We start from the raw sequence: 23325 nt of genomic DNA, 5'->3' as shown, positions 1-23325 counted from the left end.
CGGCCAGGTCATCGATGCCCTTTCATAAACCCGGTGAGAGTCATGTGTCAATAAACATGTACATAGCATTGCGAAAGTTTATAATTCTGCCGATCTTGGAACGCGGCGAAACGCCGCCACAAAGCTTCCTGACCTCGGCGCCGCCGTTCGCCGGTTTTTGCTCGCTGCGCTACGATGGCCGTTGAAAGCTGTTGAATCGGGCTGCTCCAGGCCTCTCTTGCTCATCCCCGACCGGGAATTGCTCGACGAGTTCCCGATCCAACGGGGACAGGATGGCTATCTCGCACAACGATACCGAAGGACGCGCGCGCAGCTCGCGTATGCTGCGCACCGCGCTCGGACCCGCCATCGCCCGCTTCCTGGACGATCCCGCGATCGTCGAGGTCATGCTGAACCCGGATGGCCGGATCTGGGTGGATCGGCTTTCGGAAGGTTTGGCCGATACGGGGGAAATGCTCGCGCCTGCCGCCGGCGAGCGGATTGTGCGCCTCGTCGCCCATCATGTCGGCGCCGAGGTCCATTCCCGTTCCCCGCGCGTCTCGGCCGAGTTGCCGCAAACCGGTGAGCGTTTCGAAGGCCTGCTGCCGCCCGTGGTCGCCGCGCCGGCCTTCGCGATCCGCAAGCCCGCGGTCGCCGTGTTCACGCTCGATGACTATGTCGCGGCGGGCATCATGACTTCTGCCCACGCCGCTATGTTGCGCGCCGCGGTTGCCGGCCGCGCAAACATCCTCGTTGCCGGCGGCACGTCGACGGGCAAGACGACCCTCACCAACGCGCTGCTCGCCGAAGTGGCGAAAGGGATGGACCGGGTCGTCATCATCGAGGACACCCGCGAGCTGCAGTGCGCCGCGCCCAACCTTGTCGCGATGCGCACCAAGGATGGCGTCGCCACGCTTTCCGACCTGGTTCGTTCCTCGCTGCGCCTGCGGCCCGATCGCATTCCCATCGGCGAGGTGCGCGGCGCCGAAGCGCTGGACCTCTTAAAGGCATGGGGCACCGGGCATCCCGGTGGCATCGGCACCCTTCATGCGGGCTCCGGTATTGGCGCTCTGCGCCGACTTGAACAGCTGATCCAGGAGGCCGTCGTCACTGTCCCGCGTGCGCTGATCGCGGACACGATCGGCCTTGTCGCCGTGCTCGCCGGACGCGGCGCCGCGCGACGGCTTATCGAACTGGTCAGGGTCGAGGGTTTGGGCCCCGATGGCGATTATCGCATTGCTGAAGCCACACCGATCAATACAGGAGAAATTTCATGATCCGCCTTTCTTCGCGCTGCCACGCCAGCCTGGCGGCGGCCAGTTCCGCCATTGCCCTCAACCTCATGGTCGCGCCGGGCGCCTTTGCGTCGGGCTCCTCGATGCCGTGGGAACAGCCGCTCGAGAAGATCCTGCAGTCGATCGAAGGACCGGTTTCCAAGATCGTCGCCGTCATCATCATCATCGTCACCGGCCTGACGCTGGCCTTCGGCGACAGTTCGGGTGGCTTCAGGCGGCTGATCCAGATCGTTTTCGGCCTTTCGATCGCCTTCGCGGCGTCAAGCTTTTTCCTTTCGTTCTTCTCGTTCGGCGGCGGAGCGTTGATCTGATGACAACCGCTTTCGAACAGCTCGACACAGTGCCGGGGTGGTCCGTGCCCGTGCACCGGGCGCTGACCGAGCAGATCCTGCTCGGGGGCGCGCCGCGCGCAATCGCGATCCTGAATGGCACGCTGGCGGGCGCTGTCGGTCTTGGGCTGCGGCTCTGGCTGGCCGGTCTTCTGATATGGGCAATCGGACATTTTACGGCGGCATGGGCTGCCAGGCGCGATCCGCTTTTTTTCGAAGTCGGGCGCCGGCACATGCGGCTGCCCGGGCATCTGTCGGTGTGAGGGCGCCGCTATGATGAGCCTTGCCGAATACCGCCGGACTGCTGCTCGCCTTGCCGACTTTCTGCCTTGGGCGGCACTCGTCGCCCCCGGGGTCGTGCTCAACAAGGATGGCAGCTTTCAGCGCACCGCGAGGTTTCGCGGACCCGATCTCGACTCCGCCGTAGCGGCGGAACTTGTCGCGGTGGCATCGCGCATCAACAATGCCTTTCGTCGTCTCGGCTCGGGCTGGAGCATCTTCGTCGAAGCGCAGCGGCACGAAGCGGCTTCTTATCCCGAGAGCCAGTTTCCCAATGCGGGCTCCGGCCTGCTCGATGCTGAGCGCAAAGCCGACTTCGACGAGGAAGGGGTTCACTTCGTATCGAGCTACTTTCTCACATTCCTGTTCCTCCCGCCGCCCGAAGACGCCACGCGCGCCGAGGGCTGGCTTTATGAGGGTCGCGACCAGGCCGGCGCGGATCCGGGCGAAATCGTCCGCGCTTTCGTCGACCGGACCGAGCGCGTGCTGTCCCTGCTCGACGGGTTCATGCCTGAATGCCACTGGCTCGATGACGGCCAAACGCTGACCTACCTGCATTCGACCATCTCGACCAAGCGCCATCCGGTGCGCGTCCCCGAGACCCCAATCTATCTCGATGCGCTGCTGGCCGACGAGCCGCTCGCCGGTGGGCTCGAACCGCGGCTTGGCGACAAGCATCTTCGCGTGCTTACCATTGTCGGCTTCCCGACCGCCACGACACCTGGCCTGCTTGATGACCTCAATAAGTTGGCCTTCCCGTACCGCTGGTCGACCCGCGCGATCCTGCTCGACAAGGTCGACGCTGTCCGCCTTTTGACGAGGATACGGCGGCAATGGTTCGCCAAGCGCAAGAGCATCGCCTCGATCCTGAAGGAGGTGATGACCAACGAGGCATCAGCACTCCTCGACACCGACGCCGCCAACAAGGCGGCCGACGCCGACACGGCGTTGCAGGAGCTCGGCGCCGACATGGCAGGCATGGCCTATGTCACCGCGACCGTCGCCATATGGGATTCCGATTCGCGCGTCGCGGACGAGAAACTACGGCTCGTCGAGAAAATCATCCAGGGCCGCGACTTCACGGCGATCGTCGAGACCGTCAACGCCGTCGACGCCTGGCTCGGCTCGTTACCCGGGCATGCTTATGCCAACGTCCGTCAGCCGCCTATCTCGACGCTCAATCTCGCCCACATGATCCCCCCTCTCTGCCGTGTGGGCGGGGCCGGAACGGGACGAGCATCTGGTCAGTCCTCCCTTGCTTTACGGCAAGACCGAAGGCTCGACCCCGTTCCGGTTGGTTCTTCATGTCGGCGACGTCGGTCACACGCTGGTCGTCGGCCCGACCGGCGCCGGCAAGTCGGTGCTGCTGGCGTTGATGGCGCTGCAATTCTGCCGCTACCGCAACGCTCAGGTCTTCGCCTTCGACTTCGGCGGCTCGATCCGCGCGGCGACGCTCGCCATGGGCGGCGACTGGCACGATCTCGGGGGTCATCTCACCGAAGGCATGGACGCTTCCGTTTCGCTGCAGCCGCTCGCCCGCGTTCATGACACGTACGAGCGCGCCTGGGCGGCTGACTGGATCGTCGCGATCCTGACGCGCGAGGATATCCAGATCACGCCGGACGCAAAGGAGCATATCTGGGCGGCGCTGACCTCGCTCGCCTCGGCTCCGGTCGAGGAGCGCACCATCACCGGGCTCAGCGTGCTTCTGCAAGCCAATGACCTGAAACAGGCGCTTCGTCCCTACTGTGTTGGTGGCCCGAACGGCCGGCTGCTCGACGCAGAGGCCGAACACCTTGGCCAGGCATCCGTGCAGGCGTTCGAAATCGAAGGTCTGGTGGGCACGCAGGCCGCGCCGGCCGTCCTGTCCTATCTGTTTCATCGCATCGGCGACCGGCTCGACGGTCGTCCGACACTGCTCATCATCGATGAGGGCTGGCTTGCCCTCGATGATGACGCGTTCGCCGGGCAGTTGCGCGAGTGGCTGAAGACGCTCCGCAAGAAGAATGCCAGCGTCGTCTTCGCCACCCAGTCACTCTCCGACATCGACAATTCGGCTATCGCGCCGGCGATCATCGAAAGCTGTCCAACCAGGCTGCTGTTGCCCAATGAACGCGCGATTGAGCCGCAAATTACCGCCATTTATCGCCGCTTCGGCCTGAACGACCGCCAGATCGAGATTCTGGCCCGGGCCACACCCAAGCGCGATTATTACTGCCAGTCCCGTCGCGGCAATCGTCTCTTCGAGCTCGGCCTGTCCGAGGTCGGGCTCGCGCTTTGCGCCGCGTCCTCGAAGAGCGATCAGGCCCTGATCGGCAGCATCATCGCCGAGCATGGCCGCGACGGCTTCCTGTCGGCGTGGCTGCGTGCCCGCGACGTCGGGTGGGCCGCCGACCTCATTCCCAACCTCTCCGTTCCCGAACCTGAAAAGGATTCCAAACCATGACTGTTCGTCAAAGCCGCCGGCGCGTCCTTCTTCTGATCGCGGCGACGCTCGCCGCGCCGATCGCGATCTCGCCGATGATGACTTTGCCAGCGCATGCCTTGATCGTGTTTGATCCATCGAACTACTCCCAGAATGTCCTAACGGCTGCGCGCTCGCTGCAGCAGATCACGAACCAGATCACCTCGCTTCAGAACCAGGCCCAGATGCTGATCAACCAGGCGCGCAACCTGGCGAGCCTGCCTTTGTCCTCGCTGCAGCAACTGCAACAGTCGGTGCAGCGCACGCAACAGCTTCTCGGCGAAGCACAGAACATCGCCTTCGACGTCCAGCAGGTCGACAAGGCATTTCAGCAGCAATACAGCAGCGTCTCGCTCTCTGCTTCCGACCAGCAACTCGTCACGGACGCGCGCTCGCGCTGGCAAAACACAGTGGGAGCTCTCCAGGACGCAATGCGCGTCCAGGCGGGCGTCGTCGGAAACATCGACACCGGCCGCGCGCAGATGTCGGCGCTGGTCGGCGCTAGCCAGTCGGCGACCGGTGCGCTGCAGGCGACGCAAGCCAGCAATCAGTTGCTTGCGCTTCAGGGCCAGCAGCTTGCGGACTTGACCGCCCTGGTAGCCGCCAATGGTCGCGCCCAGGCGCTGACCGAGGCCGAGCGTGCTGCCGCGGTCGATCAGGGGCGTGAGCAACGCCGCCGCTTCCTGGCACCTGGCTCCGGCTACCAGGCCGGCTCGGTCCAGATGTTCAACCGCTGAGGTCGATCGCCATGGACGGCAAAACCCTCGCTCGCGTCGTGGCCGTCGTCTTGGTCGCCGTCGCCATGACGGCGACGGCGCTCGAGATGAGCCGGAAGGAACACAAACCGGTGGGGGAGGGTCAGCACACATCGGCGGCCTCGGTCCCGAATTCGCATCGCGATGGCCTGCGCCGCTGCCAGGCGCTCGGCGAGGCTGCCCTGCGTGATGATGGATGTGCGCGGCTGTGGGCCGAACAGCGTGATCGCTTCCTCGGTCTGGAAAAGCCGTCGGGGAATTCGATCGTCGAGCCGGCCACTTCGCGGTCGCCGGATGCTGGCCAGCACGAGGCCCGGTAGACATGGGCAATACCGGCGTCATCGACCAATTCCTGGCCACCTTCACCCGTTATATCGACAGCGGCTTCGGCCTGCTCGGCGGCGAGGTCGCCTTCGTCGCCACCACGCTAATCGTTATTGACGTAACGCTTGCCGCGCTCTTCTGGAGCTGGGGCGCCGACGACGACATCCTCGCGCGGCTCGTCAAGAAGACGCTCTTTGTCGGTGTCTTCGCCTACCTGATTTCGAATTGGAACAGCCTCGCCCAAATCATCTTCGAGAGTTTCTCCGGTCTTGGTCTCAAGGCGAGTGGAACCGGCTTCTCGGCACAGGATCTGCTGCACCCAGGCAAGGTGGCGCAAACCGGCCTCGACGCCGGACGACCATTGCTTGAGGCGATCTCCGGTCTGATGGGCTACGTCTCCTTCTTTGAAAACTTCATCCAGATCGCTTGCCTGCTCTTTGCCTGGGCGCTCGTCCTGCTCGCCTTCTTCATCCTGGCGGTGCAGCTCTTTGTGACGCTGATCGAGTTCAAGCTGGCGACGCTGGCCGGCTTCGTGCTGATCCCCTTCGGGCTCTTCGGCAAGACGGCCTTCATGGCCGAACGCGTGCTCGGCAACGTCATCTCGTCCGGCATAAAGGTTCTGGTGCTTGCCGTGGTCATCGGCATCGGATCCACGCTCTTCGGCGAATTCACCCAAGGCTTCGGCGGCGAGAACCCCACCATCGACCAGGCCATGGCGATCGTGCTGGCAGCGCTGTCGCTGCTTGGTCTCGGCATCTTCGGTCCCGGCATCGCCAACGGCCTCGTCGCGGGTGGACCGCAGCTTGGCGCCGGTGCGGCCGTCGGGACTGGCCTGGCCGCGGGTGGCATCGCCGTTGCAGGCTACGGAGCAGCCAGCCTCGCGACGCGAGGCGGAACAGCCGCATTCGCGGGGGCGGCCTCAACCGTGCGTGGCGGGACCTCACTCGCTGGCGGCGGTTCGGCCGCCTATATGCTTGGCGCCGCCGGCCAGTCTGGCGTGACAAGCATCGCCTCCGGCTTGGGCGGCATTGCGCGCGCTGGCGCTTCAGCGGCAATCTCTCCACTCAAGCGCGCCGCTGCAAACACCGATCAAGCTCTTAAGTCGAACTTTGCCTCTGGCGTCGGTTCGGCCGCTGAAATCACCGGCGGCTCGTCGACCATGGGAACGATTGGCGGCGCCGCTGCGCCAACCGCGTCCGGCGTGGGCAAGCCATCCAGCACTCAAGGACAGCCCGAATGGGCCAGACGCTTGCATCGCTCCCAGCGCCTCGCCCACGGCGCCCAGACCGCCGCCCACGCGGTGCGCGCCGGTGACAGCCATGGCGGCGGAGCCTCGATTTCTCTTTCTGAAGGCGAATGAACCATGAGCACCTTTAGGCGCCCCGCCGTCCACTACGGCAAGAGCCCTCGACCGGAAACTCCCTATCAAAAGGCTGAGCAGATCTGGGATGAACGCATCGGCTCCACACGCGTGCAGGCTCGCAACTGGCGCGCCATGGCGTTCGGGTCGCTCATCCTGTCGGCGGGGCTAGCCACCTCACTGGTCTGGCAGTCGGGCCGCGGCACGGTCGTGCCCTGGGTCGTGCAGGTCGATAAGCTCGGCCAGGCTCAAGCGATCGAGCCGGCAACCGCCGACTATAAGCCGACCGATCCGCAGATCGCGTGGCATCTCGCCCGCTTTATCGAGCAGGTACGCTCCATCCCCGCTGACCCGATCATCCTGCGCCAGGACTGGCTGCGCGCCTATGATTGGACCACCGACCTGGGTGCTGCGGCGCTCAACGACTATGCGCGCGCTGCGGATCCTTTCTCCAAGGTCGGCAAGCAGCAGGTCGCGGTGGACATTTCTTCGGTCATCAGAGCCTCGCCGGGCTCCTTTCGTGTCGCCTGGATCGAGCACCACTACGAAAACGGTCAGCTTTCAGGCACCGAGCGCTGGACCGCGATCCTGACGATCGTGACTCAGATGCCAAGCGACGCCGAACGGCTTCGCGCCAATCCGCTCGGTATTTACGTCAACGCCATCAACTGGTCGCGGGAGATGAGCCAATGAGCCCGACATCGCGTCTTGTTGCCGGCACGACTTTCCCAAGATATCTGCTGTCGGCCATGCTGGTGTCGGGGACGACGCTGCTTGCGGGTTGCGCCACGCCTGCGAAAAAGCCGCCGACGATCAGCTACGATACCTATGTTCCACCCTTGCCGCCGGCTCCGGCCGCCGCGACCGACCAAAGGCCGAAGCCTCTTCGCGTGCCACCAGGCTGGGCACCCGCGCGGGGCGGCGCCGTCGGGCAAACGCCGACCGCCCGAATCGAAAACGCAAACGCCGCGGCGCGCGTGGAACCGCGCCGTGAGGGCTATTACAACGCGATTCAGATCTACCCGTGGAGCGAGGGAGCGCTCTACCAGGTCTACGCCTCACCTGGCCAGATAACGGACATCGCGCTCGAGCCGGGCGAGAGCCTGACCGGAAACGGTCCGATCGCCGCCGGTGATACCGCACGCTGGATCATCGGCGACACCGAAAGCGGGTCCGGCATTGCCCGACGCGTCCACGTCCTGGTGAAACCCTCGCGGGCGGACATCACTACGAACCTTATCATCGCCACGGACCGGCGCAGCTATATGCTTGAGCTACGCTCAGGCGCGAAGCCCTACATGCCTGCCGTTGCGTGGTCCTATCCGGCTCTGAAAGCGGACCTCCCGCAGACGATCGCCACAACGCCGGTCATACCGGACGTTACAGTGCGCAACTATCGCTACGGCCTCACCGGGGACAGCCCGCCCTGGAAGCCGGTGAGCGCCTACGATGATGGGCGCAGGGTCTATATCGAGTTTCCGCGCGGCATCGTGCAAGGCGAGATGCCGCCGATTTTCGTCATCGGTCCGGACGGCGAGGCTGAAATCACCAACAGCCGTGTCTATCGAAACGTCCTGATCGTCGACCGCCTTTTTGGTGCGGCCGAACTGCGTCTTGGCGCTAGCAAGCGGCAGCAGACGGTAAGGATCGTGCGCATTGATGGAGGAACAGACCATGGATTGTGGCGGAGGCCAAGCGTCAGCGCCGCGTCGAAGGTGCCGAACGCAATGCACAGGGGAGCGCTGCAGCCATGAATGAGGACGATAAGGACGTCGGACCCATGCGGCTTCGCGCCGACCCGCCGCGTGTGACGCGTCTGTCGCGCAAGATGCTCGCAGGCATCGGCTTCGTCGCCTCGCTCGGTGTCGGCGGCGCGCTGATTTACGCTCTGCAGGACGCCGACACATTCAAGCAGGGCGAGGAGCTCTACCCTACCTCCAATCGGCCGCCCGCGGACGGACTGGCAAGCCTGCCGCGCGACTATGTCGGCCCGATCCTTGGGCCGCCGCTGCCTGGCGATCTCGGCAGGCCGATCCTCGATGCCCAGAAGAAGGGGCAGGCCGTCGTGCCCCCCTCAATCGCGAGCCCTGCGGTTGACGAAGCCGAGCAGCGCCGACGAGCCGAAGAGGAAGCGGCCAGAACCTCGCGCGTCTTCTTCCAGACAGCGCAAGGAGATCCCAAGACCGCCGAAGCGTCCGTCCCTCCTGTTAGCGATCTTGCCAGTCAGTATGCTCAGCCAAATGCGCAGGATCGCCAGCTTTCCTTCCTGTCTGCCGCCGCTGACCGGCGTACAGTGGCCCCGGATCACATCACGCCTCCCGCGTCACCCTATGTGCTTCAAGCCGGTGCCGTGATCCCGGCCGCGCTCATTACGGGTATCCGGTCGGACCTTCCCGGGCAGATCAGCGCTCAGGTGACCGAAAATGTCTATGACAGCCCCACCGGCCGCTCGCTGCTTGTCCCGCAAGGCACTCGTATTGTTGGGCAGTACGATAGCGGAATTGGTTCCGGGCAGCGCCGCGTGCTGCTTGTCTGGAACAGGCTGATCTTTCCCGACGGACGCTCCATGGTGCTGGAGCGGCAGCCTGGCGCGGACGCACAGGGCTATGCCGGCCTAGAGGACGACGTCGATTATCACTGGGGCGAGTTGTTCAAGGCCGCGGCGTTGTCGACCATTCTGAGCGTTGGCGCGCAGGCCGGTTCTTCTGATCAAGACAGCGATATTGTGCGGGCTCTGCGAAGCGGCGCTTCCGATAGCGTCAGCCAGGTAGGCCAGCAGGTCGTTCAGCGGCAACTCGCTATCGCCCCGACGCTCACGATCCGGCCGGGGTTTCCCGTTCGCGTCCTCGTCACCCGCGACCTTGCCCTTGAACCATACGGAGGTTGACATGGCCAAGTTGAAACTCGCAACGATCGCCGACGACAAGCCAGTGAAGATTACGGTGGAACTGCCGGCTCCCCTGCATCGCGATTTGGTGAAATACGCAGAGATCCTTGGGCGCGAGACCGGGCGGCCGTCTGCCGATCCATCGCGCTTGATCGCGCCGATGCTTGAACGGTTCATCGCAACGGACCGCGGTTTTGCGAAAGCAAAGAAGGAGGAGGCTTAGACCGAGCTTTCCTGTGGCCAACGACCGGCGAGCGTCTTGAGCCGAGCCGTCGATAGGATGCTCGCCTGTCGATGGCTTACGCCCAATGAGGCTTGAACGGCCAAAACTTGTACTCACCAACAGGTCGAATGATTGATCTTCCAATGCACCCGGCACCGCTGATCTGCACGAGCAGAAGCCAATGCTGAAGCGCCGCCCGGCATAACCTGTGAGGGCGCTGGCCACCCTACCGCGGAGTAGCGCTCGTCATCGCGAATGGTGAGGCGCCCAAGGCATTCGCGACCAGCTACCGTCGAGTCGCCGGGATGTTTATAGCATACACATCCGGCCTCCGACTTTTGCCCTAGGTATTCGGCGCGCGCCGGGATAGCATATGTGTTGGTTGGGGTGTGCGATGACAGAAGTCTCGATACGCCGAGCGGACTTCATGATGGTCCTCGCTTATGCGTCGGACCTCGCGACAGGCCATTCCCGCGACTTCGCGCTGAAATCTTGCGTGCTTGCAATGCGGATCGCGGACCTTGCGGGTGTTTCCGAGCAGGACCGGCGCAATGCCTACCACCAGTCGATGCTGCGCTATGTCGGCTGCAATGCGGATACGGACCTTCTGGCGGCCACCTTCGGTGACGAAATCGCACTGCGCCAGGATCTTGTCGCTCTCGACATGGGCAACCGTGCAGAATTGGGCAGGGTCTTCGTGCAGGCCTTCAAGCGGTTCTACTACTATCTCGAGCCTGACGCGCAGGCCAGGGCGATCGAGGCTGCGATGGCGCAGGCGCTGGCCGTGGCCCGCCCGGTGCTGACTGCGCATTGCGAGGTCGCCCAGCGTATCGGCGAGCGGCTTGGCCTGTCCGAGGACATCCGGCGCAACCTTGGCCAGATCTACGAACGCTGGGACGGCAAGGGCCTGCCGCGCGGCTTAAGCCGCGAGGATGTTCTGCCGGCCGTCCGCCTGATCACATTGGCGCAGGATGTGATTGCGCTCAGCGATGCTGTCGGTATCGACGCGATGGCCGAAACCGTTGCCAGTCGCGGCGATGGCCCATACGAAGCGGGTCTAGCCCGGCTCGTCTCGGCCAACGCGACCGCGCTGATGAAGGATATCGGTGCGACAGTCGATCGCGAGACGATTTTGGCGCTGGAGCCCGATCCGCCGGTGACGCTGGATGAGGCGGCTTGTGACGAGGCGTTCCTCGCTATTGCCGACATGATCGACATGCGCATGCCGTTCACGCAAGGCCATTCGCGGATGGTGTCGGAGCTGGCCGCGGGTGCGGGCCAGCGGATCGGGTTGCCCACTGCCGATGTCCGCGCCCTGCGCTGGTCGGGCTGCATCCATGACATCGGCGAACTGGTGGTGCCGGTGGCGACCTGGATGCGCAACGGCCCGCTGTCGGTGCGAGAGCGCGACGCGGCGCAGCTGCACGCCTATTACGGTGAGCGGGCGCTGGCTTCCTTCGGCCACGACGGCGACGCGATGGGCGCGCTCGTGCTGCGCCATCACGAGCGCCTGGACGGTTCGGGATATCACCGCAAGGTCAGCGGCTCCGACCTGTCTCCGGCGGCCAGGATCCTGGCCGCCGCCGAGGCGTTCCAGACGTCGCGGGAGGAACGTCCGCACCGCAAGGCGCTGTCCAGCGAGGCGGCGGCGACGCAGTTGCGTGCGGCTGTTCGTGACGGCTGTATCTGCCCCGAGGCTGCCGAGGCCGTGTTGTCCTTCGCCGGACAGCAGTCGCGCCGGGCTTTGCCGCAGGCGCTAGCCGGCATGACGCGGCGCGAAATCGAGGTGCTGCGCCTGATCGCCGCCGGCCTTACGGCGAAGGAGACGGCTCGCAAGCTCGATATCTCGCCCAAGACCGCCGACCACCACATCCAGAGCGTCTACTCCAAGATCGGCGTGACCACCCGCGCCGGTGCCGCGCTCTATGCGGTCGAGCACAGCCTTGTCCGACCGGGCGAAATGCCGGCATAGGGAATCCACCCCATGTGCGCCCGCTCCGGCGCGCGCATCGTGATCCTGTCGATGGACCAATGGTGGCCGCGACCGACAGGAGGAAATCAGATGCTTCTCGCAACGACCAAGGTGGCGGACGTCGACCGCTTCATCCGGATCTTTTCGACCAAGGGCGCCGACAAGCGCCGGCTGCATGGCTCGAACGGCGCAACCGTGTTCCGCGACCCAAGCGAACCTGACCGCGTCTGGGCGATCTTCGACTGGGACGCCGAGGGTTGGAAGAATTTCGTGTCGGATCCGGAGGTGCCTGCGATCCTGCAGGAAGCCGGCCATGTGGGCAAGCCGCAGGCGGCATTGCTGCTCGGTCACTACGAGGCCTGACGTCCACGCTGCGCGCCGCCTGCTGGCTGGCGGCGGCGCGCCCGGCAAACACCTCGGAAGCCGAATTCCCCAAAACTCGCAACACCCAGAATCGGAGAAATGACATGAATCCGAAACCCATCAAGATCGGCCTTATCGCCGAACTCACCGGCCCGTTGTCTTTCATGGGCGTCGCCAATGCGAACCTCACCACCATGCTCGTCGACGACATCAACGCCAAGGGCGGCCTCCTCGGCCGGCCGGTGGAGCTCGTCATTGAGGATGGCGAGACGAACGACGGCGCCGCCAAGGCAAGGACCGCAAAGCTGATCGACGTCGACAAGATCGATGTGGTCGTCGGCGGCATATACAGCTCGACCCGCTTGGCCATCAAAAGTGAGGCGGTCACCCGGGGCAGGACGCTTTACATCTATACCGAGCAGTATGAGGGACAGGAGAACGATCCCTTGATCTTCTGCACGGGCCCGGTGCCCGCGCAGCAGGTCGAGCCGCTGATCCCATGGCTCATGGAGTCCACGGGAGCCAGGAAATTCTACCTGCCATCGGCCGATTACATCTGGCCTCATTTGCTGAACAAGGCCGCGAGCCAGGTGGTGCGCGCCAATGGCGGCGAGATCGTCGGCGAGGAGTATTTTCCGCTGGACACTGTCGATTTCCGGCGGACGGTGCAGCAGATCATGGCGAGCGGCGCCGACGTGGTTTTCAACACCATCGTCCCGCCGGGGCTGACACCGTTCCTCGAAGAACTGCACAAGGCCGGCTTCGGCAAACGCGGCGGCCGGATCGTCTGTACCTACTTCGATGAGAACTTCTTCAACCTGGTGCCGCCCGACCAGATCGAGGGCCTCTACAGCTGCCTCGACTATTACCAGGAACTCGACGAACCGTTCGGCCGCGCACTGTTGCGGCGCTACAGCGCGCGGTTCCCCGGCAGCGCTACCTTGACTGCGGGCAGCGGGTGCACTGGTCACTACCGGGCGATCAAGATGTGGGAGGCCGCCGTTCATGAGGCCGCCACCGTCGAGCGCGACGCGGTTATCCGGGCGCTCGATCACGCTCGGATCAGTGAGGGACCTGGGGGCCCGGCGGAGATGGTTCCCGGCCAGCATCATGTGCGGATGAACATGTACATCGCACAGGCACAGAGCGGTCGATTCAGGGTCGTGAAGAACCTGGGTCCGATCGATCCCAACCAGCGAATGCTTACCGAAGAATTCCAACTGAGCAACGTGAGGTGAGCTGCGCGGATCCCGATCACTGCTTTTCCAATAGGCGAGGGCGGCTAGATGGTGCCCTCGCCGTCCACCTTCTCGTAACGGCCAGCGACGACGTTGCGCCAAGATGGGGATCGCCAGCAGAGTGGTACCTTTCTGGATGAACCGGACCGTCTGTGCCCAAGCTGCATAGCGCCGGTGTTAGCCGGTGCAGGCCCTGTTCCTTTGCAAGATGTGAATTTTCTGTTTTAGCTATTGCCAATCTCGATCCGGCGCACTCTCGTCAAATCGTCACAATCAGCGGATGTCAGGGTCAGTGGTTACGTCTCCTCGCAACCAATTTTATCATAAATCAATAACCGTCCGCCTAATGCCGCTATCCTCTCCACCAGCCCGCCAGCCTGGGAGTCCCCCTCCTTGGAAAGGCTGCGGACTTAGAGGGCCAGCCGGGTAGACTGGCCCCTCATCTCTTTTTCACACAGATTTTGGTTGATTTCCCGCGAGCCTTGCCACAACGATTGAGCATTCGGGGTACAGTGGAGTTGGGCTGGTGGACGTTAAATCGCTCATAGGCCGGCGAGCACCGCTAAAGAGCTTGTCCATGCAGCGCTCCTAAGCGCGCCTCTGGACGAAACGGTTTCCATTAAAGCAACTATCGCGGCAGCCCGTGAACTTGGCCTCGAACTCACCTCGAAGGATTGCGAACTCACCGAACTCATCATATTCGAGGCGGTTTTGCTCGGCCGGTTCGTCGCCTTCGATTTGCATGAGTGATGCGCACCCACGGCGTCCTTTGGTTCTCGCCGCCGGTCTCGGTTAAGACCGGCAGCATGGCGTCTGCTAAGAGGTCAACAAAGTCCAGGCAGCCGTCGAGAACCTACTTGAGTGGCCCAATCGAGGCCGTCGCCACTGGTCGACGCTTTAAGATTGGATTGCGGGGTTCTCTTCCTCGCGGGGCGGCAAGACGGTGGCGCTCGCCGGCGCCCCCCGAGGCGCGATTTTGCGTGACGGCTGGTGGACTACGCGGTCCGATCCGTGGATGCGGTCCGTGAGATCGTTTTCGCTACCAGCGTGTTCGGCACCAGTATGTCATTGCGACGTGCGAAGGCGACCAGGGTTGCCCGCACGATCTCCGGATCGACCTCACCGGCAATGCCGGCTTTGCAGGCGTTGAGCGCGACCGCATGAGCCCCGTTACGGCCGGGGGCGGGCCAGTCCTGAAGCAGGGAACATGCTTCCATCGCGTTCTCGATTGTCACCGGGAAACCCATTCCGACCAGGATTGTGACAGGTTGTTCAAAGCGCGTGTTTGTCATGACTTGAGCCTCTATCGATAGCGTTGCGACTGCGGCGTGCCGAGCAACAGGCCTGTCCGCAAGGACAACTCGACGCCCTGCCGGATTCTGCCAAGACGCGAGATCCGAGCATCAGGTTCGGCTCTCCGCAGACACTCCCGATGCCGCGACACGTGCGCCGACAGGATCAGCGTCGACGTCACCGTGCGCCGGTTCCAGCCCGCAGATTCGGCCATGTCCAGCAAGCCCGTCAGCAGCGGCTTGAGCGCCGTTCGGCATTCCTCTTCGTAGGCAAGGAATTCGCTCGGCGAGCATGCCGGGGCCGGAACGGTTCCCTCGCCGGTCATCACATTCATGATATTCTCCCCAATCGATCTGGCGATGCTCGCTCCCCACGTGGGGAGCGAGTCTGCCGGCGCTCAGAAATCCATTCCGCCGCCGCCCGGCATCGCCGGGACCGGTGCTTCCTTCTTAGGCTTTTCGGCCACCATGGCTTCCGTGGTGACGAGCAGGCCCGCGACCGAGGCGGCGTCCTGCAGTGCGGTGCGCACGACCTTCGCCGGGTCGATAACGCCCTGCGTATAGAGATCGCCGAACTCGTTGGTCTGGGCATTCCAGCCCCAGCCGAACTCCGCCTTCTCGCGCAGCTTGCCGACGATGATCGACCCCTCGGCTCCCGCGTTCTCGGCGATCTGGCGCACCGGGGTTTCGATCGCGCGGCGAACGATTTCGACCCCGGTCTTCTGGTCGGCATTGTCGACAGCCACGTTATCGAGCGCCTTTGCAGCCCTGAGCAGTGCGACGCCGCCGCCGGGCAGCACGCCTTCCTCGACAGCCGCGCGGGTCGCATGAAGCGCGTCGTCGACACGGTCCTTGCGTTCCTTGACCTCGACCTCGGTCGAGCCGCCGACGCGGATCACCGCGACGCCGCCGGCGAGCTTAGCCAACCGCTCCTGCAGCTTCTCGCGGTCGTAGTCCGAGGTGGTCTCCTCGATCTGCGCCTTGATCTGGGCGATGCGGCCCTGGATCTCTTCCTTGCGGCCGACGCCGTCGACGATCGTGGTGTTTTCCTTCTCGATCGCTACCTTCTTGGCGCGGCCCAGCATCTGGATCGTAACATTCTCCAGCTTGATGCCGAGGTCTTCCGAAATCGCGGTGCCGCCGGTGAGGATGGCGATGTCCTCGAGCATGGCCTTGCGACGGTCGCCGAAGCCCGGAGCCTTGACGGCCGCGACCTTCAGACCGCCGCGCAGCTTGTTGACGACCAGCGTGGCCAGCGCTTCGCCCTCGACGTCCTCGGCGATGATCAGCAGCGGCTTGCCTGACTGCACCACCGCTTCAAGCACCGGGAGCATGGCCTGCAGGTTGGAGAGCTTCTTCTCATGAATGAGCACGTAGGGCTCCTCGAGCTCGACGCGCATCTTGTCCTGGTTGGTGATGAAGTAGGGGCTGAGATAGCCGCGGTCGAACTGCATGCCTTCGACGACTTCGAGCTCGGTCTCGGCGGTCTTGGCTTCCTCGACCGTGATGACGCCTTCATTGCCGACCTTCTCCATGGCCTCAGCCAGGAAGCGGCCGATCTCGGCATCGCCATTGGCCGATATGGTGCCGACCTGCGCGATTTCGTCGTTCTTCGTCACCTTACGGGCGTTGGCCTTCAGCTCCGCGACCACTGCGTCGACGGCCTTGTCGATGCCGCGCTTCAGGTCCATGGGATTCATGCCCGAGGCCACGGCTTTGGCCCCCTCCTTGACGATCGCTTGCGCAAGAACCGTTGCCGTGGTCGTACCGTCGCCGGCGATGTCGTTGGTCTTCGATGCCACTTCGCGCACCATCTGCGCGCCCATATTCTCGAACTTGTCCTCGAGCTCGATCTCCTTGGCGACGGTGACGCCGTCCTTGGTGATGCGCGGCGCGCCGAACGATTTATCGATGACGACGTTGCGGCCCTTTGGTCCCAGCGTCACTTTCACGGCGTTGGCGAGGATGTCGACGCCCCGCAACATCTTCTCGCGGGCTTCGGTATGGAATTTCACCTCTTTGGCGGCCATTGGATAACTCCTCTTTAGGCAGTTTTCATTGACTGGTTGACTGTTTGAAAAAGCCCTCAGGCGGCCTTCTTCATTGTGGCAGTCTGCTCGATCACGCCCATCACGTCGCTCTCCTTCATGATGAGCAGGTCCTCACCGTTCAGCTTGATCTCGGTGCCGGACCATTTTCCAAACAGGATCCGGTCGCCGACCTTCACGTCGAGTTCGACCAGCTTGCCGCCGTCGTCACGAACGCCAGAGCCGACGGCGATGACTTCGCCTTCGCTCGGCTTTTCTTTGGCGGTATCGGGGATGATGATGCCACCCGCCGTTTTTTCGTCGGCTTCGATGCGGCGGACCAGGATACGGTCATGCAATGGACGGAACGCCATGTCGTTCTCCTTCAAGGACAAACAGGTTTTGAGGTTCCCCCGCACCGGACCGGCAATATCGGCCGGTGCGGGGCGACGCGACCCTCTCGGGCATCGCGCGCGCATATCGAGCTAGTTTTGGGATTTTCGGGTTTCAAGGGGCCGATGCAAAAAAATTAGCACTCGGCATATGAGAGTGCCAACGGACTGTTATCGTGCAGCTATTTCGTTCGAACGGGAGACTTTGCAGCTTGAATTTTCGCGACTCGCAGACAAAATTATCGCTGCTGCTGCCCATGGGACGGCAGCCTGGAACACGAACGCTATTCGAGGAGTTTTTGCAGACGGAGGACATCGATGAACCACCAGACGTTTTCGCCGATAATTTCCTCTCTTGCCCCCGAAACATCCGACTATTCGCTCGATCGCCTGCTGGCGCCGGCCAGGCATTTCAAGCATCCTGACGAGGTCTTGAAGGACGAGACGCTCGATCGTCAGGAAAAGCGGGCGATTCTGTCGTCCTGGGCTTCGGATGCCTGCGCTGTGGAATCCATGCCAGCGCTGCGTCAGCCGCCGGGTACCGAGCGGCCGGTAACCTTGGACCAGATCATGGATGCCTTGTGCAAACTCGATGTCGAGGCTGCGACGCCATATCCGGCAACCGATCATCGGCACATGTTTGACCGACTGGACGCATGAAATCGTAAGGAGAAGCATATGGTCAACGCGGTCAGCAGGGAGTTCCGACTGCAGATGGTTGGCTACGGACTGACCACCGCCGAGATCCATTACCATCTTCCCGATCACCCGAGCCTGCTGCAGCTCTACGTCTGGCAAGAATATGACTTGGCGCCGGAGTTTCCGGAGCTGCAAGAATTCCTGGGCTATTGGGAGCGTGAACTGGTGGGCGCGCTGCATTCCGTGCGAGTCGCCCACCATCGCCTCATCCAACCTTCGGAATTGCGCGCCGTCGACGGGATCATTGCCATCCACTGAGCGTGGCGTCAGATCGCAAGCCTCCGGTCGTCCTCATCGGACGGCATTTGCGGAGCGCGGAATGGCCATCTGCCGGTATCAGGCCGGCCCGTTTCGCCGCTTTCTTGAAAGCGTTATAAGCCTCACGGCCGCTGCGCCAGCCATCCAGCGCGTCGCGGCAGGCCCGCTCTGCGGCGCGCCAGCTGCGTCCCTGCGCCCATTCAGGCCATTGCTGATCCAGGCATTCCAATGCCTCGAAGCTGCTGGCGACCTTGCGCGAAGTGGCGGGAAATTCGAGCTTGACCGGTTCGGGAAACCGAACGTCGTTCATCACTTCCTCCGTTTGTTGTTCCAGTCTTTTGCGAGCAAGCAATCGGGCGGCGCCATCGGCGAACGCCCCTTGTCGAGATGGTTGGCCGCCCATGCCGTGTCAAGGTTGCCGCATGGCCGGCGTCAAAACCGTTGAACCTCCCCATCGGCAGCCAGCAGCCCGATCGGCCCGGCGATGCCTTCGGGCGCCATGATGATTGCCGCTCTGCCTCTTGACGCGGTGGAATTGAATTCCCAGATCGATTTTGCTGGCGCCTGAAAGGGCCAGCGAAGGTCAAGGAGCGCCGCATCCTTGGCGCTCCTCGTATCTATATTGCTCAATGGAGGATGTAGCTATGAGAACGACATTCGACTTTACCCCTCTGTTCAGGTCGAGCATCGGCTTCGACCGCATGCTGAACGCGCTCGAGGCTGCGAGCAGAGGCGAGCCGATCGACAACTGGCCGCCCTATGACATCGCCAAGACCGATGAGGACGACTACCGCATCACCATGGCGGTCGCCGGATTCAGCCAAGACGAACTGACCGTCACGCAGGAGCAGAACATGCTCATGGTGTCTGGCCAGAAGGTCGGCGAGGACAACAGCCATTACCTGCATCGCGGCATTGCCGGCCGAGCCTTCCAACGCCGTTTTGAACTGGCCGATCACGTCAAGGTTGTCGGCGCCGGTCTCGTCAATGGTTTGCTGACGATCGATCTCAAGCGCGAGATTCCCGAAGAGATGAAGCCGCGCAGGATCGAAATCGCATCCGACAAGACGATGCCGAAGGTCGCGGCGAACCGGAAGATCGAAGCTGAGAGGCAGGTCGCCTGAGAGCTCGCTGATGGTCTGGCGCGCGCGGCATCGGGCCTCGCCCGGTGCCGTCGCGAAACGATTGGTCAAATCCAATCAACAGAAAGGAGAACAACAATGAGTGTACGTGATCTGATCCCTTGGAGACGGGAAAATAGCCGGCTTCCGAGCTTGTTTCGCGATGACGAGCGCGACCCCTTTCTCTCGTTGCATCGCGAGGTGAACCGCCTGTTCGACGACGCTTTCCGCGGCTTCGGCCCTGCGCTACCGGCCTTCGGTACGCTATCTTCATTCGGCAGCGGCTGGCCGAGCGTCGAGATTTCCGACGGCGAGAAGGAGATCAAGGTGACGGCCGAGGTTCCCGGTCTGGAGGAAAGGGACATTGAAGTGCTGCTCGATGACAGCGTGCTGACGCTGAAGGGCGAGAAGCGCTCCGAAACGGAGGACAGGGACCGGCAGTTCTCGGAGCGCTACTACGGCCGCTTCGAGCGGCGCATCCCCCTCGGTTACGAAGTCGAGGAGGGCGAGGTCGACGCCCGCTTCAAAAACGGTGTGTTGACGGTGAGGCTGCCGAAGACCGCGAAAGCGCAATCACAGGCAAAGCGCATCGAAATCAAGAGCTGACATGTGGCGCGGAAGGTCGCCGACAGGCCGGGCCTCCCGCGCCACACCTGCTCTACCAGGAAGAGAAATGCCTCTCAGCGACGAGCCGCATTCCGGCAAAGCCCGAACGAAACACGCGGGCGCCGTCGAGAACGATCGAGGCTGCCGCTAAAGAGGAACGCATGCTGCTCGATTGAGCGCGGCCTAATGGCGCGGCTCAGATATCGGTATGATGCCAGCGGCCAAGCTCTCCTCTTCGAGAGTATCTGTGACATCACCGACGCTGGCCCCCGCGTTGGGGTGAGTCCTCGCCAGTTCTTCTGCCTTGGATTTCACATCAAAGGAAGCTCGCTGCCGCTTTTTTGCTGCTGCTACCGCATCCGCAATCTCGACTGCCAGGGTGAGTGCCGGTATTAGACTTCTCCCGGATGCCCAGCCTCTACTCCCAAACATTGCAGACGTTCGGCCAACCCGACAGCTGTGCCGGCGACAGCGTCACCGAGCCGCCAGGCTCGGCCACATGAACTGTCCGTGGTTCATGCGCTTGGTGAACAGACAAAGACCGGTGACATCCCAGAACAGGATCTTCAGCAGCCAGGCATTCTTGCCGCGGAACACGAACAGATGCCTCGAGAACGGCTCCTTCTTCAGATGTTCCTGGATCAGCGTCGCGAGCCCATCGAGCCTTTGCGCATGTCGGTGTGACCCAAAGCCAGATGCACTTTCACGCCGGCCGGGACGACGATCATAACGCCTTCTCCGTGGCCGCCAGCTGCCGCTTCACCGCGGCCGCAGTGCTGCCAGTCGGCGCAAACACGCGCCGCCCATCATAAAGACCCCGCGCCAAGGCGCTAGGTGCCAAGGGCGGAAAGAAGCGCGCCGAGAACATGACGCCAGAGCGGCGCCGAGATCGTTAAGAAGGCAGCAGCGAAACACCGGGAAAATAGCAAGCACGTTCACTTTTGTGGTCGATGGAAGACCTTTGCGAGAAAATGGACGCCGTTGCGCCGAAGCCGGGCACGCGGTCCATGTAAGAAGCGCGCTGCGGACAACTCCTAACAACCGCAGGTCGATTAGATGACGCTACGGAAGAACGATTGCAGGACATCCAGGGAACGAAAAGCCCGCCGCTACCAAGTCGAGCGGCGGGCTTCCTGCGATTTCGTAAGCGGCTACACCCCTGAAAGGAGCGACCGCTTCCCCGGTTAATGCGGCGACCGCGCAACGGTCCCGACAATTTTAACCAACGTCAAAATTTCAAACTGAGACACTACCGATACGAGCGCGCGTTGCAAAGCGGCAGCTGGCCGAGAGGCTGGCAAAAGAGACCGGGATCACCGAGCAGCGGGCCGCTGAGCTAATACATCTGATTGGGACGGACTGGACCGCTTTGCTCCGCGAAGCGCAATTCCTGAAAAATCGGCATTGACAGTCCCCAGGCACTTGCGGATCTGGAACCGCCCGCTTGTCTCGATGTTATGCAACAGAAGGGACGTTGCAGCTTCCAAGGAGATGAGAACAATGAGGCAGATACTTTTAGCATCAGCGATAATGGCCATGTCCACGGGGCTGGGCTTGGCCCAGACCAACAGCACTACCACGAGTGGATCTTCTTCAAACACGACGACAATGCCCAGCGCTCAAGGCACCGACTCCACCACCACTAGCGGCACCAATTCCAATTCGGCAAAGGATTGTGCACCTGGCCAACAGACCGGCAGCGCAAAACAAGCGGCTCCGGGCCAGCAAGATACCAGCGCGAAATCAGCAGCCCCGGGCCAGATGAAAACAACCACCGAAGGGTGTTAGTCAACTCAAGCGAGCGGCGGCTTTTTCGTTTGATTTGTCTGCAACCAAGAAAAGCCGGTCGCTTACGCTTATTAGCTGCGACGGGCTTTGCAGATCACCCGGATTGGACGGCCCGCTTATTTATCCTGATGCGCGACTGTCACTGTCCTTTCGCTACAGCATCTGGCGCACCGCCCGCGCTGTCGGGTGAAATCCGAAGTGGTCCCCAACGCCTCGGTGGTCTGGGCGGCATGCGCATGAGAGCTGAGACGCAGGGCTTCGGCAATGCACCCATCGCAAATGGCTCCCGGATACCTGCACCGTGACGAAGTCGTTTATCATCTGAGCAACGATCACGGCGGGCCGCCCCTCCCTTGCATTGCGCTAAGCATAAAGGCCGAGATTGACTGTCACTTTGCCCTCATCGACGCGGGTGACATCGCCTATCAGCTCGATTGGCTGGCCGTGCTTCACCTTCGACGTCCTGTCCATTACCGAATGGGGAAAGTCGTAGCTGGGGTCGACACGCTGATCCGGTCTTCGGTCACATACGCCCGCGCAGCGTCGCTGTGATGGCGACTTCGTCGCCGATGTTGAAAGAGCCCTTCGCCATTCTGGGATTCTGGGGCGGCCGGCGTCTTAGTCAAGCAGTTGCTAATATATGTAACGCATATTGACAGTGGATAAGCTGACTGCGGCCGAAAAACGTGAGTTGCGAAAACCGCAAGCAATTGCGTCGACGCGGCGGCCCAATGCCCTCTATTTGCGTAGCTCCTGAGCCAAGGCGTTAAGCGCCTTGGTCATGACGGCGACGGCTTCAAGGTTGATTGCAATTTCGACATCCTCGCCGATCGTCTGCAGCGTTAAGACCCCGACCTTGGTTATGCCGTCGTCCATCATTGCGATAGAGACACCAGTTGGCATGTGAGGCGGCTTGCGCAGCGGTTTATGCAGCATCTCGGGCTCCTTTCGTCGCAATTGAGAGACAGTGAACGAAAAGAGAACAAAATGTCAAGGGATCCCTTGACCACACAGGATTGCGTTCCTCATTTCACTCCTATGCCTGAGCAACCCGAGAAGTGGCCGAGAGGTGCTCCCTGGACCTTGTCGCATGCCCACGACGCAGGGCAGGTGGCGGGGATCCGCTGCGCCCGCTGCAACATCACGCGCTACTACAAGCCGATCGAGTTGCGAGAGGTCATCGGCAACGTCACGATCGACGAGGTGAGGGGCAAAGCCCGCCGGCGGCCGAGAGTGGATGAGCGCGCAGCTATTTCACGCGACCGGCGAGCAGGCCCACACGATCCGCTTTCGGCGGCTTGTCGAAATCCGGTGGGAGAAGCGGGTGATCTGGCGCGATGAGTAAAGGACAGCAGGAGCGGCCCGGCAGGCTGGCAGCTGCCAGCAAACGCCGGGCCTGGCCGATGGGTCTCGGGGGCGAGACACGGCACCGGCTAACGACAACCAGCGCGCTAATTCCCGCGCCGTCTGGCTCTTGATCCTGGCACGGTTTCACACGGATTTTCGGCCAATCTGGCGAGCCGCCGATCTCTCAGCCACAGGGATTTCTTGCTTTCCCGTCTCTCATGGCGAGCATCAAAAGCGGCCGATTGGCCTTGCATCGATGCGATGGCATAGTCGGCTCTGTTGGTTCGATAGTCTTCCTTTTGGATGGTCATTGGTATTCCTCCCGCG

The 23325-nt window shown here is 62.6% G+C and carries 25 protein-coding genes and 1 pseudogene; 18 read left to right on the top strand and 8 right to left on the bottom strand.

Annotated features, from left to right (window positions below; genetic code table 11):
* Positions 1 to 272: 272 nt before the first annotated feature.
* From trbB to FJ414_RS17100, 14 genes and pseudogenes are all read left to right on the top strand, one after another.
* Positions 273 to 1256: a P-type conjugative transfer ATPase TrbB gene (gene trbB, locus FJ414_RS17165; protein WP_140645557.1), complete on the top strand. Its 984-nt coding sequence runs from the start codon at positions 273 to 275 to the stop codon at positions 1254 to 1256.
* Positions 1253 to 1585, top strand: coding sequence for a TrbC/VirB2 family protein (locus FJ414_RS17160; RefSeq protein ID WP_140645556.1), 333 nt, complete (start codon positions 1253 to 1255; stop codon positions 1583 to 1585). Before trbB ends, FJ414_RS17160 begins: the two co-directional genes overlap by 4 nt.
* Positions 1585 to 1866 carry a VirB3 family type IV secretion system protein gene (locus tag FJ414_RS17155; RefSeq protein ID WP_140645555.1) on the top strand — a complete coding sequence of 94 codons (282 nt, stop codon included), beginning with the start codon at positions 1585 to 1587 and terminating at the stop codon, positions 1864 to 1866. Before FJ414_RS17160 ends, FJ414_RS17155 begins: the two co-directional genes overlap by 1 nt.
* A 10-nt stretch (positions 1867 to 1876) precedes the next feature.
* Positions 1877 to 4328 (top strand): annotated as a pseudogene (gene trbE / locus FJ414_RS17150) (conjugal transfer protein TrbE).
* Complete coding sequence (trbJ, locus tag FJ414_RS17145; RefSeq protein WP_140645554.1) at positions 4325 to 5083, top strand: P-type conjugative transfer protein TrbJ; 759 nt, start codon at positions 4325 to 4327, stop codon at positions 5081 to 5083. The pseudogene trbE and the gene trbJ overlap by 4 nt, the downstream one beginning before the upstream one ends.
* 11 nt (positions 5084 to 5094) lie before the next feature.
* Positions 5095 to 5421, top strand: a complete 327-nt coding sequence (gene trbK-alt, locus FJ414_RS17140) for a putative entry exclusion protein TrbK-alt (protein WP_140645553.1) — start codon at positions 5095 to 5097, stop codon at positions 5419 to 5421.
* 2 nt (positions 5422 to 5423) lie between these two features.
* A complete protein-coding gene (gene trbL, locus FJ414_RS17135) occupies positions 5424 to 6785 on the top strand; it encodes a P-type conjugative transfer protein TrbL (protein WP_140645552.1) in 1362 nt (453 codons plus the stop codon).
* Between the two features lie 3 nt (positions 6786 to 6788).
* Positions 6789 to 7478: a conjugal transfer protein TrbF gene (trbF, locus tag FJ414_RS17130; protein ID WP_140645551.1), complete on the top strand. Its 690-nt coding sequence runs from the start codon at positions 6789 to 6791 to the stop codon at positions 7476 to 7478.
* Positions 7475 to 8539, top strand: coding sequence for a P-type conjugative transfer protein TrbG (gene trbG / locus FJ414_RS17125; protein WP_140645550.1), 1065 nt, complete (start codon positions 7475 to 7477; stop codon positions 8537 to 8539). Before trbF ends, trbG begins: the two co-directional genes overlap by 4 nt.
* A complete protein-coding gene (locus FJ414_RS17120) occupies positions 8536 to 9672 on the top strand; it encodes a TrbI/VirB10 family protein (protein ID WP_140645549.1) in 1137 nt (378 codons plus the stop codon). Before trbG ends, FJ414_RS17120 begins: the two co-directional genes overlap by 4 nt.
* Before the next feature lies 1 nt (position 9673).
* Complete coding sequence (locus FJ414_RS17115) at positions 9674 to 9895, top strand: DUF2274 domain-containing protein (protein WP_140645548.1); 222 nt, start codon at positions 9674 to 9676, stop codon at positions 9893 to 9895.
* Positions 9896 to 10322: 427 nt separating this feature from the next.
* A complete protein-coding gene (locus FJ414_RS17110) occupies positions 10323 to 11867 on the top strand; it encodes an HD domain-containing phosphohydrolase (RefSeq protein WP_246672425.1) in 1545 nt (514 codons plus the stop codon).
* Positions 11868 to 11957: 90 nt separating this feature from the next.
* Positions 11958 to 12230 carry a hypothetical protein gene (locus tag FJ414_RS17105; RefSeq protein ID WP_091581466.1) on the top strand — a complete coding sequence of 91 codons (273 nt, stop codon included), beginning with the start codon at positions 11958 to 11960 and terminating at the stop codon, positions 12228 to 12230.
* 104 nt (positions 12231 to 12334) lie between these two features.
* Positions 12335 to 13468 carry a substrate-binding protein gene (locus FJ414_RS17100; protein WP_140645546.1) on the top strand — a complete coding sequence of 378 codons (1134 nt, stop codon included), beginning with the start codon at positions 12335 to 12337 and terminating at the stop codon, positions 13466 to 13468.
* 995 nt (positions 13469 to 14463) lie between these two features.
* On the opposite strand, the gene FJ414_RS17090 is transcribed toward FJ414_RS17100, so the two are convergent.
* The 4 genes from FJ414_RS17090 to FJ414_RS17075 all read right to left on the bottom strand — a co-directional run bounded on the left by FJ414_RS17090 (position 14464) and on the right by FJ414_RS17075 (position 17161).
* Positions 14464 to 14760 (bottom strand): DUF982 domain-containing protein, encoded by a 297-nt coding sequence (locus FJ414_RS17090; RefSeq protein WP_140645545.1) that lies wholly within the window; start codon positions 14758 to 14760, stop codon positions 14464 to 14466.
* Positions 14761 to 14771: 11 nt separating this feature from the next.
* A complete protein-coding gene (locus FJ414_RS17085) occupies positions 14772 to 15095 on the bottom strand; it encodes a hypothetical protein (RefSeq protein WP_140645544.1) in 324 nt (107 codons plus the stop codon).
* 63 nt (positions 15096 to 15158) lie between these two features.
* Positions 15159 to 16790, bottom strand: a complete 1632-nt coding sequence (gene groL / locus FJ414_RS17080; RefSeq protein ID WP_140645543.1) for a chaperonin GroEL — start codon at positions 16788 to 16790, stop codon at positions 15159 to 15161.
* 56 nt (positions 16791 to 16846) lie between these two features.
* Complete coding sequence (locus FJ414_RS17075; RefSeq protein WP_140645542.1) at positions 16847 to 17161, bottom strand: co-chaperone GroES; 315 nt, start codon at positions 17159 to 17161, stop codon at positions 16847 to 16849.
* A gap of 336 nt (positions 17162 to 17497) precedes the next feature.
* Here FJ414_RS17075 and FJ414_RS17070 point away from each other — a divergent pair, with 336 nt between their 5' ends.
* Together FJ414_RS17070 and FJ414_RS17065 are read left to right on the top strand one after the other, a co-directional pair.
* Positions 17498 to 17839, top strand: a complete 342-nt coding sequence (locus FJ414_RS17070) for a hypothetical protein (protein ID WP_140645541.1) — start codon at positions 17498 to 17500, stop codon at positions 17837 to 17839.
* An 18-nt stretch (positions 17840 to 17857) separates the two neighbouring features.
* Positions 17858 to 18136 (top strand): usg protein, encoded by a 279-nt coding sequence (locus FJ414_RS17065; RefSeq protein WP_140645540.1) that lies wholly within the window; start codon positions 17858 to 17860, stop codon positions 18134 to 18136.
* Here the strand turns inward: FJ414_RS17065 and FJ414_RS17060 are convergent.
* Complete coding sequence (locus FJ414_RS17060) at positions 18120 to 18446, bottom strand: DUF982 domain-containing protein (protein WP_140645539.1); 327 nt, start codon at positions 18444 to 18446, stop codon at positions 18120 to 18122. The genes FJ414_RS17065 and FJ414_RS17060 overlap by 17 nt on opposite strands.
* 334 nt (positions 18447 to 18780) lie before the next feature.
* Between FJ414_RS17060 and FJ414_RS17055 the strand changes: the two genes are divergently transcribed.
* Positions 18781 to 19260: an Hsp20 family protein gene (locus FJ414_RS17055; protein WP_140645538.1), complete on the top strand. Its 480-nt coding sequence runs from the start codon at positions 18781 to 18783 to the stop codon at positions 19258 to 19260.
* 96 nt (positions 19261 to 19356) lie between these two features.
* Positions 19357 to 19863 (top strand): Hsp20/alpha crystallin family protein, encoded by a 507-nt coding sequence (locus FJ414_RS17050; RefSeq protein WP_140645537.1) that lies wholly within the window; start codon positions 19357 to 19359, stop codon positions 19861 to 19863.
* A 474-nt stretch (positions 19864 to 20337) separates the two neighbouring features.
* Here FJ414_RS17050 and tnpB read toward each other — a convergent pair whose 3' ends face one another.
* The 3 genes from tnpB to FJ414_RS31665 form a co-directional block, all read right to left on the bottom strand.
* Positions 20338 to 20466: an IS66 family insertion sequence element accessory protein TnpB gene (gene tnpB / locus FJ414_RS31835; RefSeq protein ID WP_226892230.1), complete on the bottom strand. Its 129-nt coding sequence runs from the start codon at positions 20464 to 20466 to the stop codon at positions 20338 to 20340.
* A 1923-nt stretch (positions 20467 to 22389) separates the two neighbouring features.
* Entirely contained in the window at positions 22390 to 22587 is a 198-nt protein-coding gene (locus FJ414_RS17030) for a hypothetical protein (protein WP_140645536.1), read from the bottom strand.
* A 515-nt stretch (positions 22588 to 23102) separates the two neighbouring features.
* The coding region (locus tag FJ414_RS31665) for a hypothetical protein (protein WP_246672424.1) at positions 23103 to 23325 on the bottom strand (223 nt) is incomplete at its 5' end.

The organism is Mesorhizobium sp. B3-1-6, from assembly GCF_006439555.1.
Classification (GTDB): Bacteria; Pseudomonadota; Alphaproteobacteria; order Rhizobiales; family Rhizobiaceae; genus Mesorhizobium.
The sequence above is the reverse complement of the archived record's forward strand: the minus strand, read 5'-3'. Positions and strand labels throughout refer to the sequence as shown.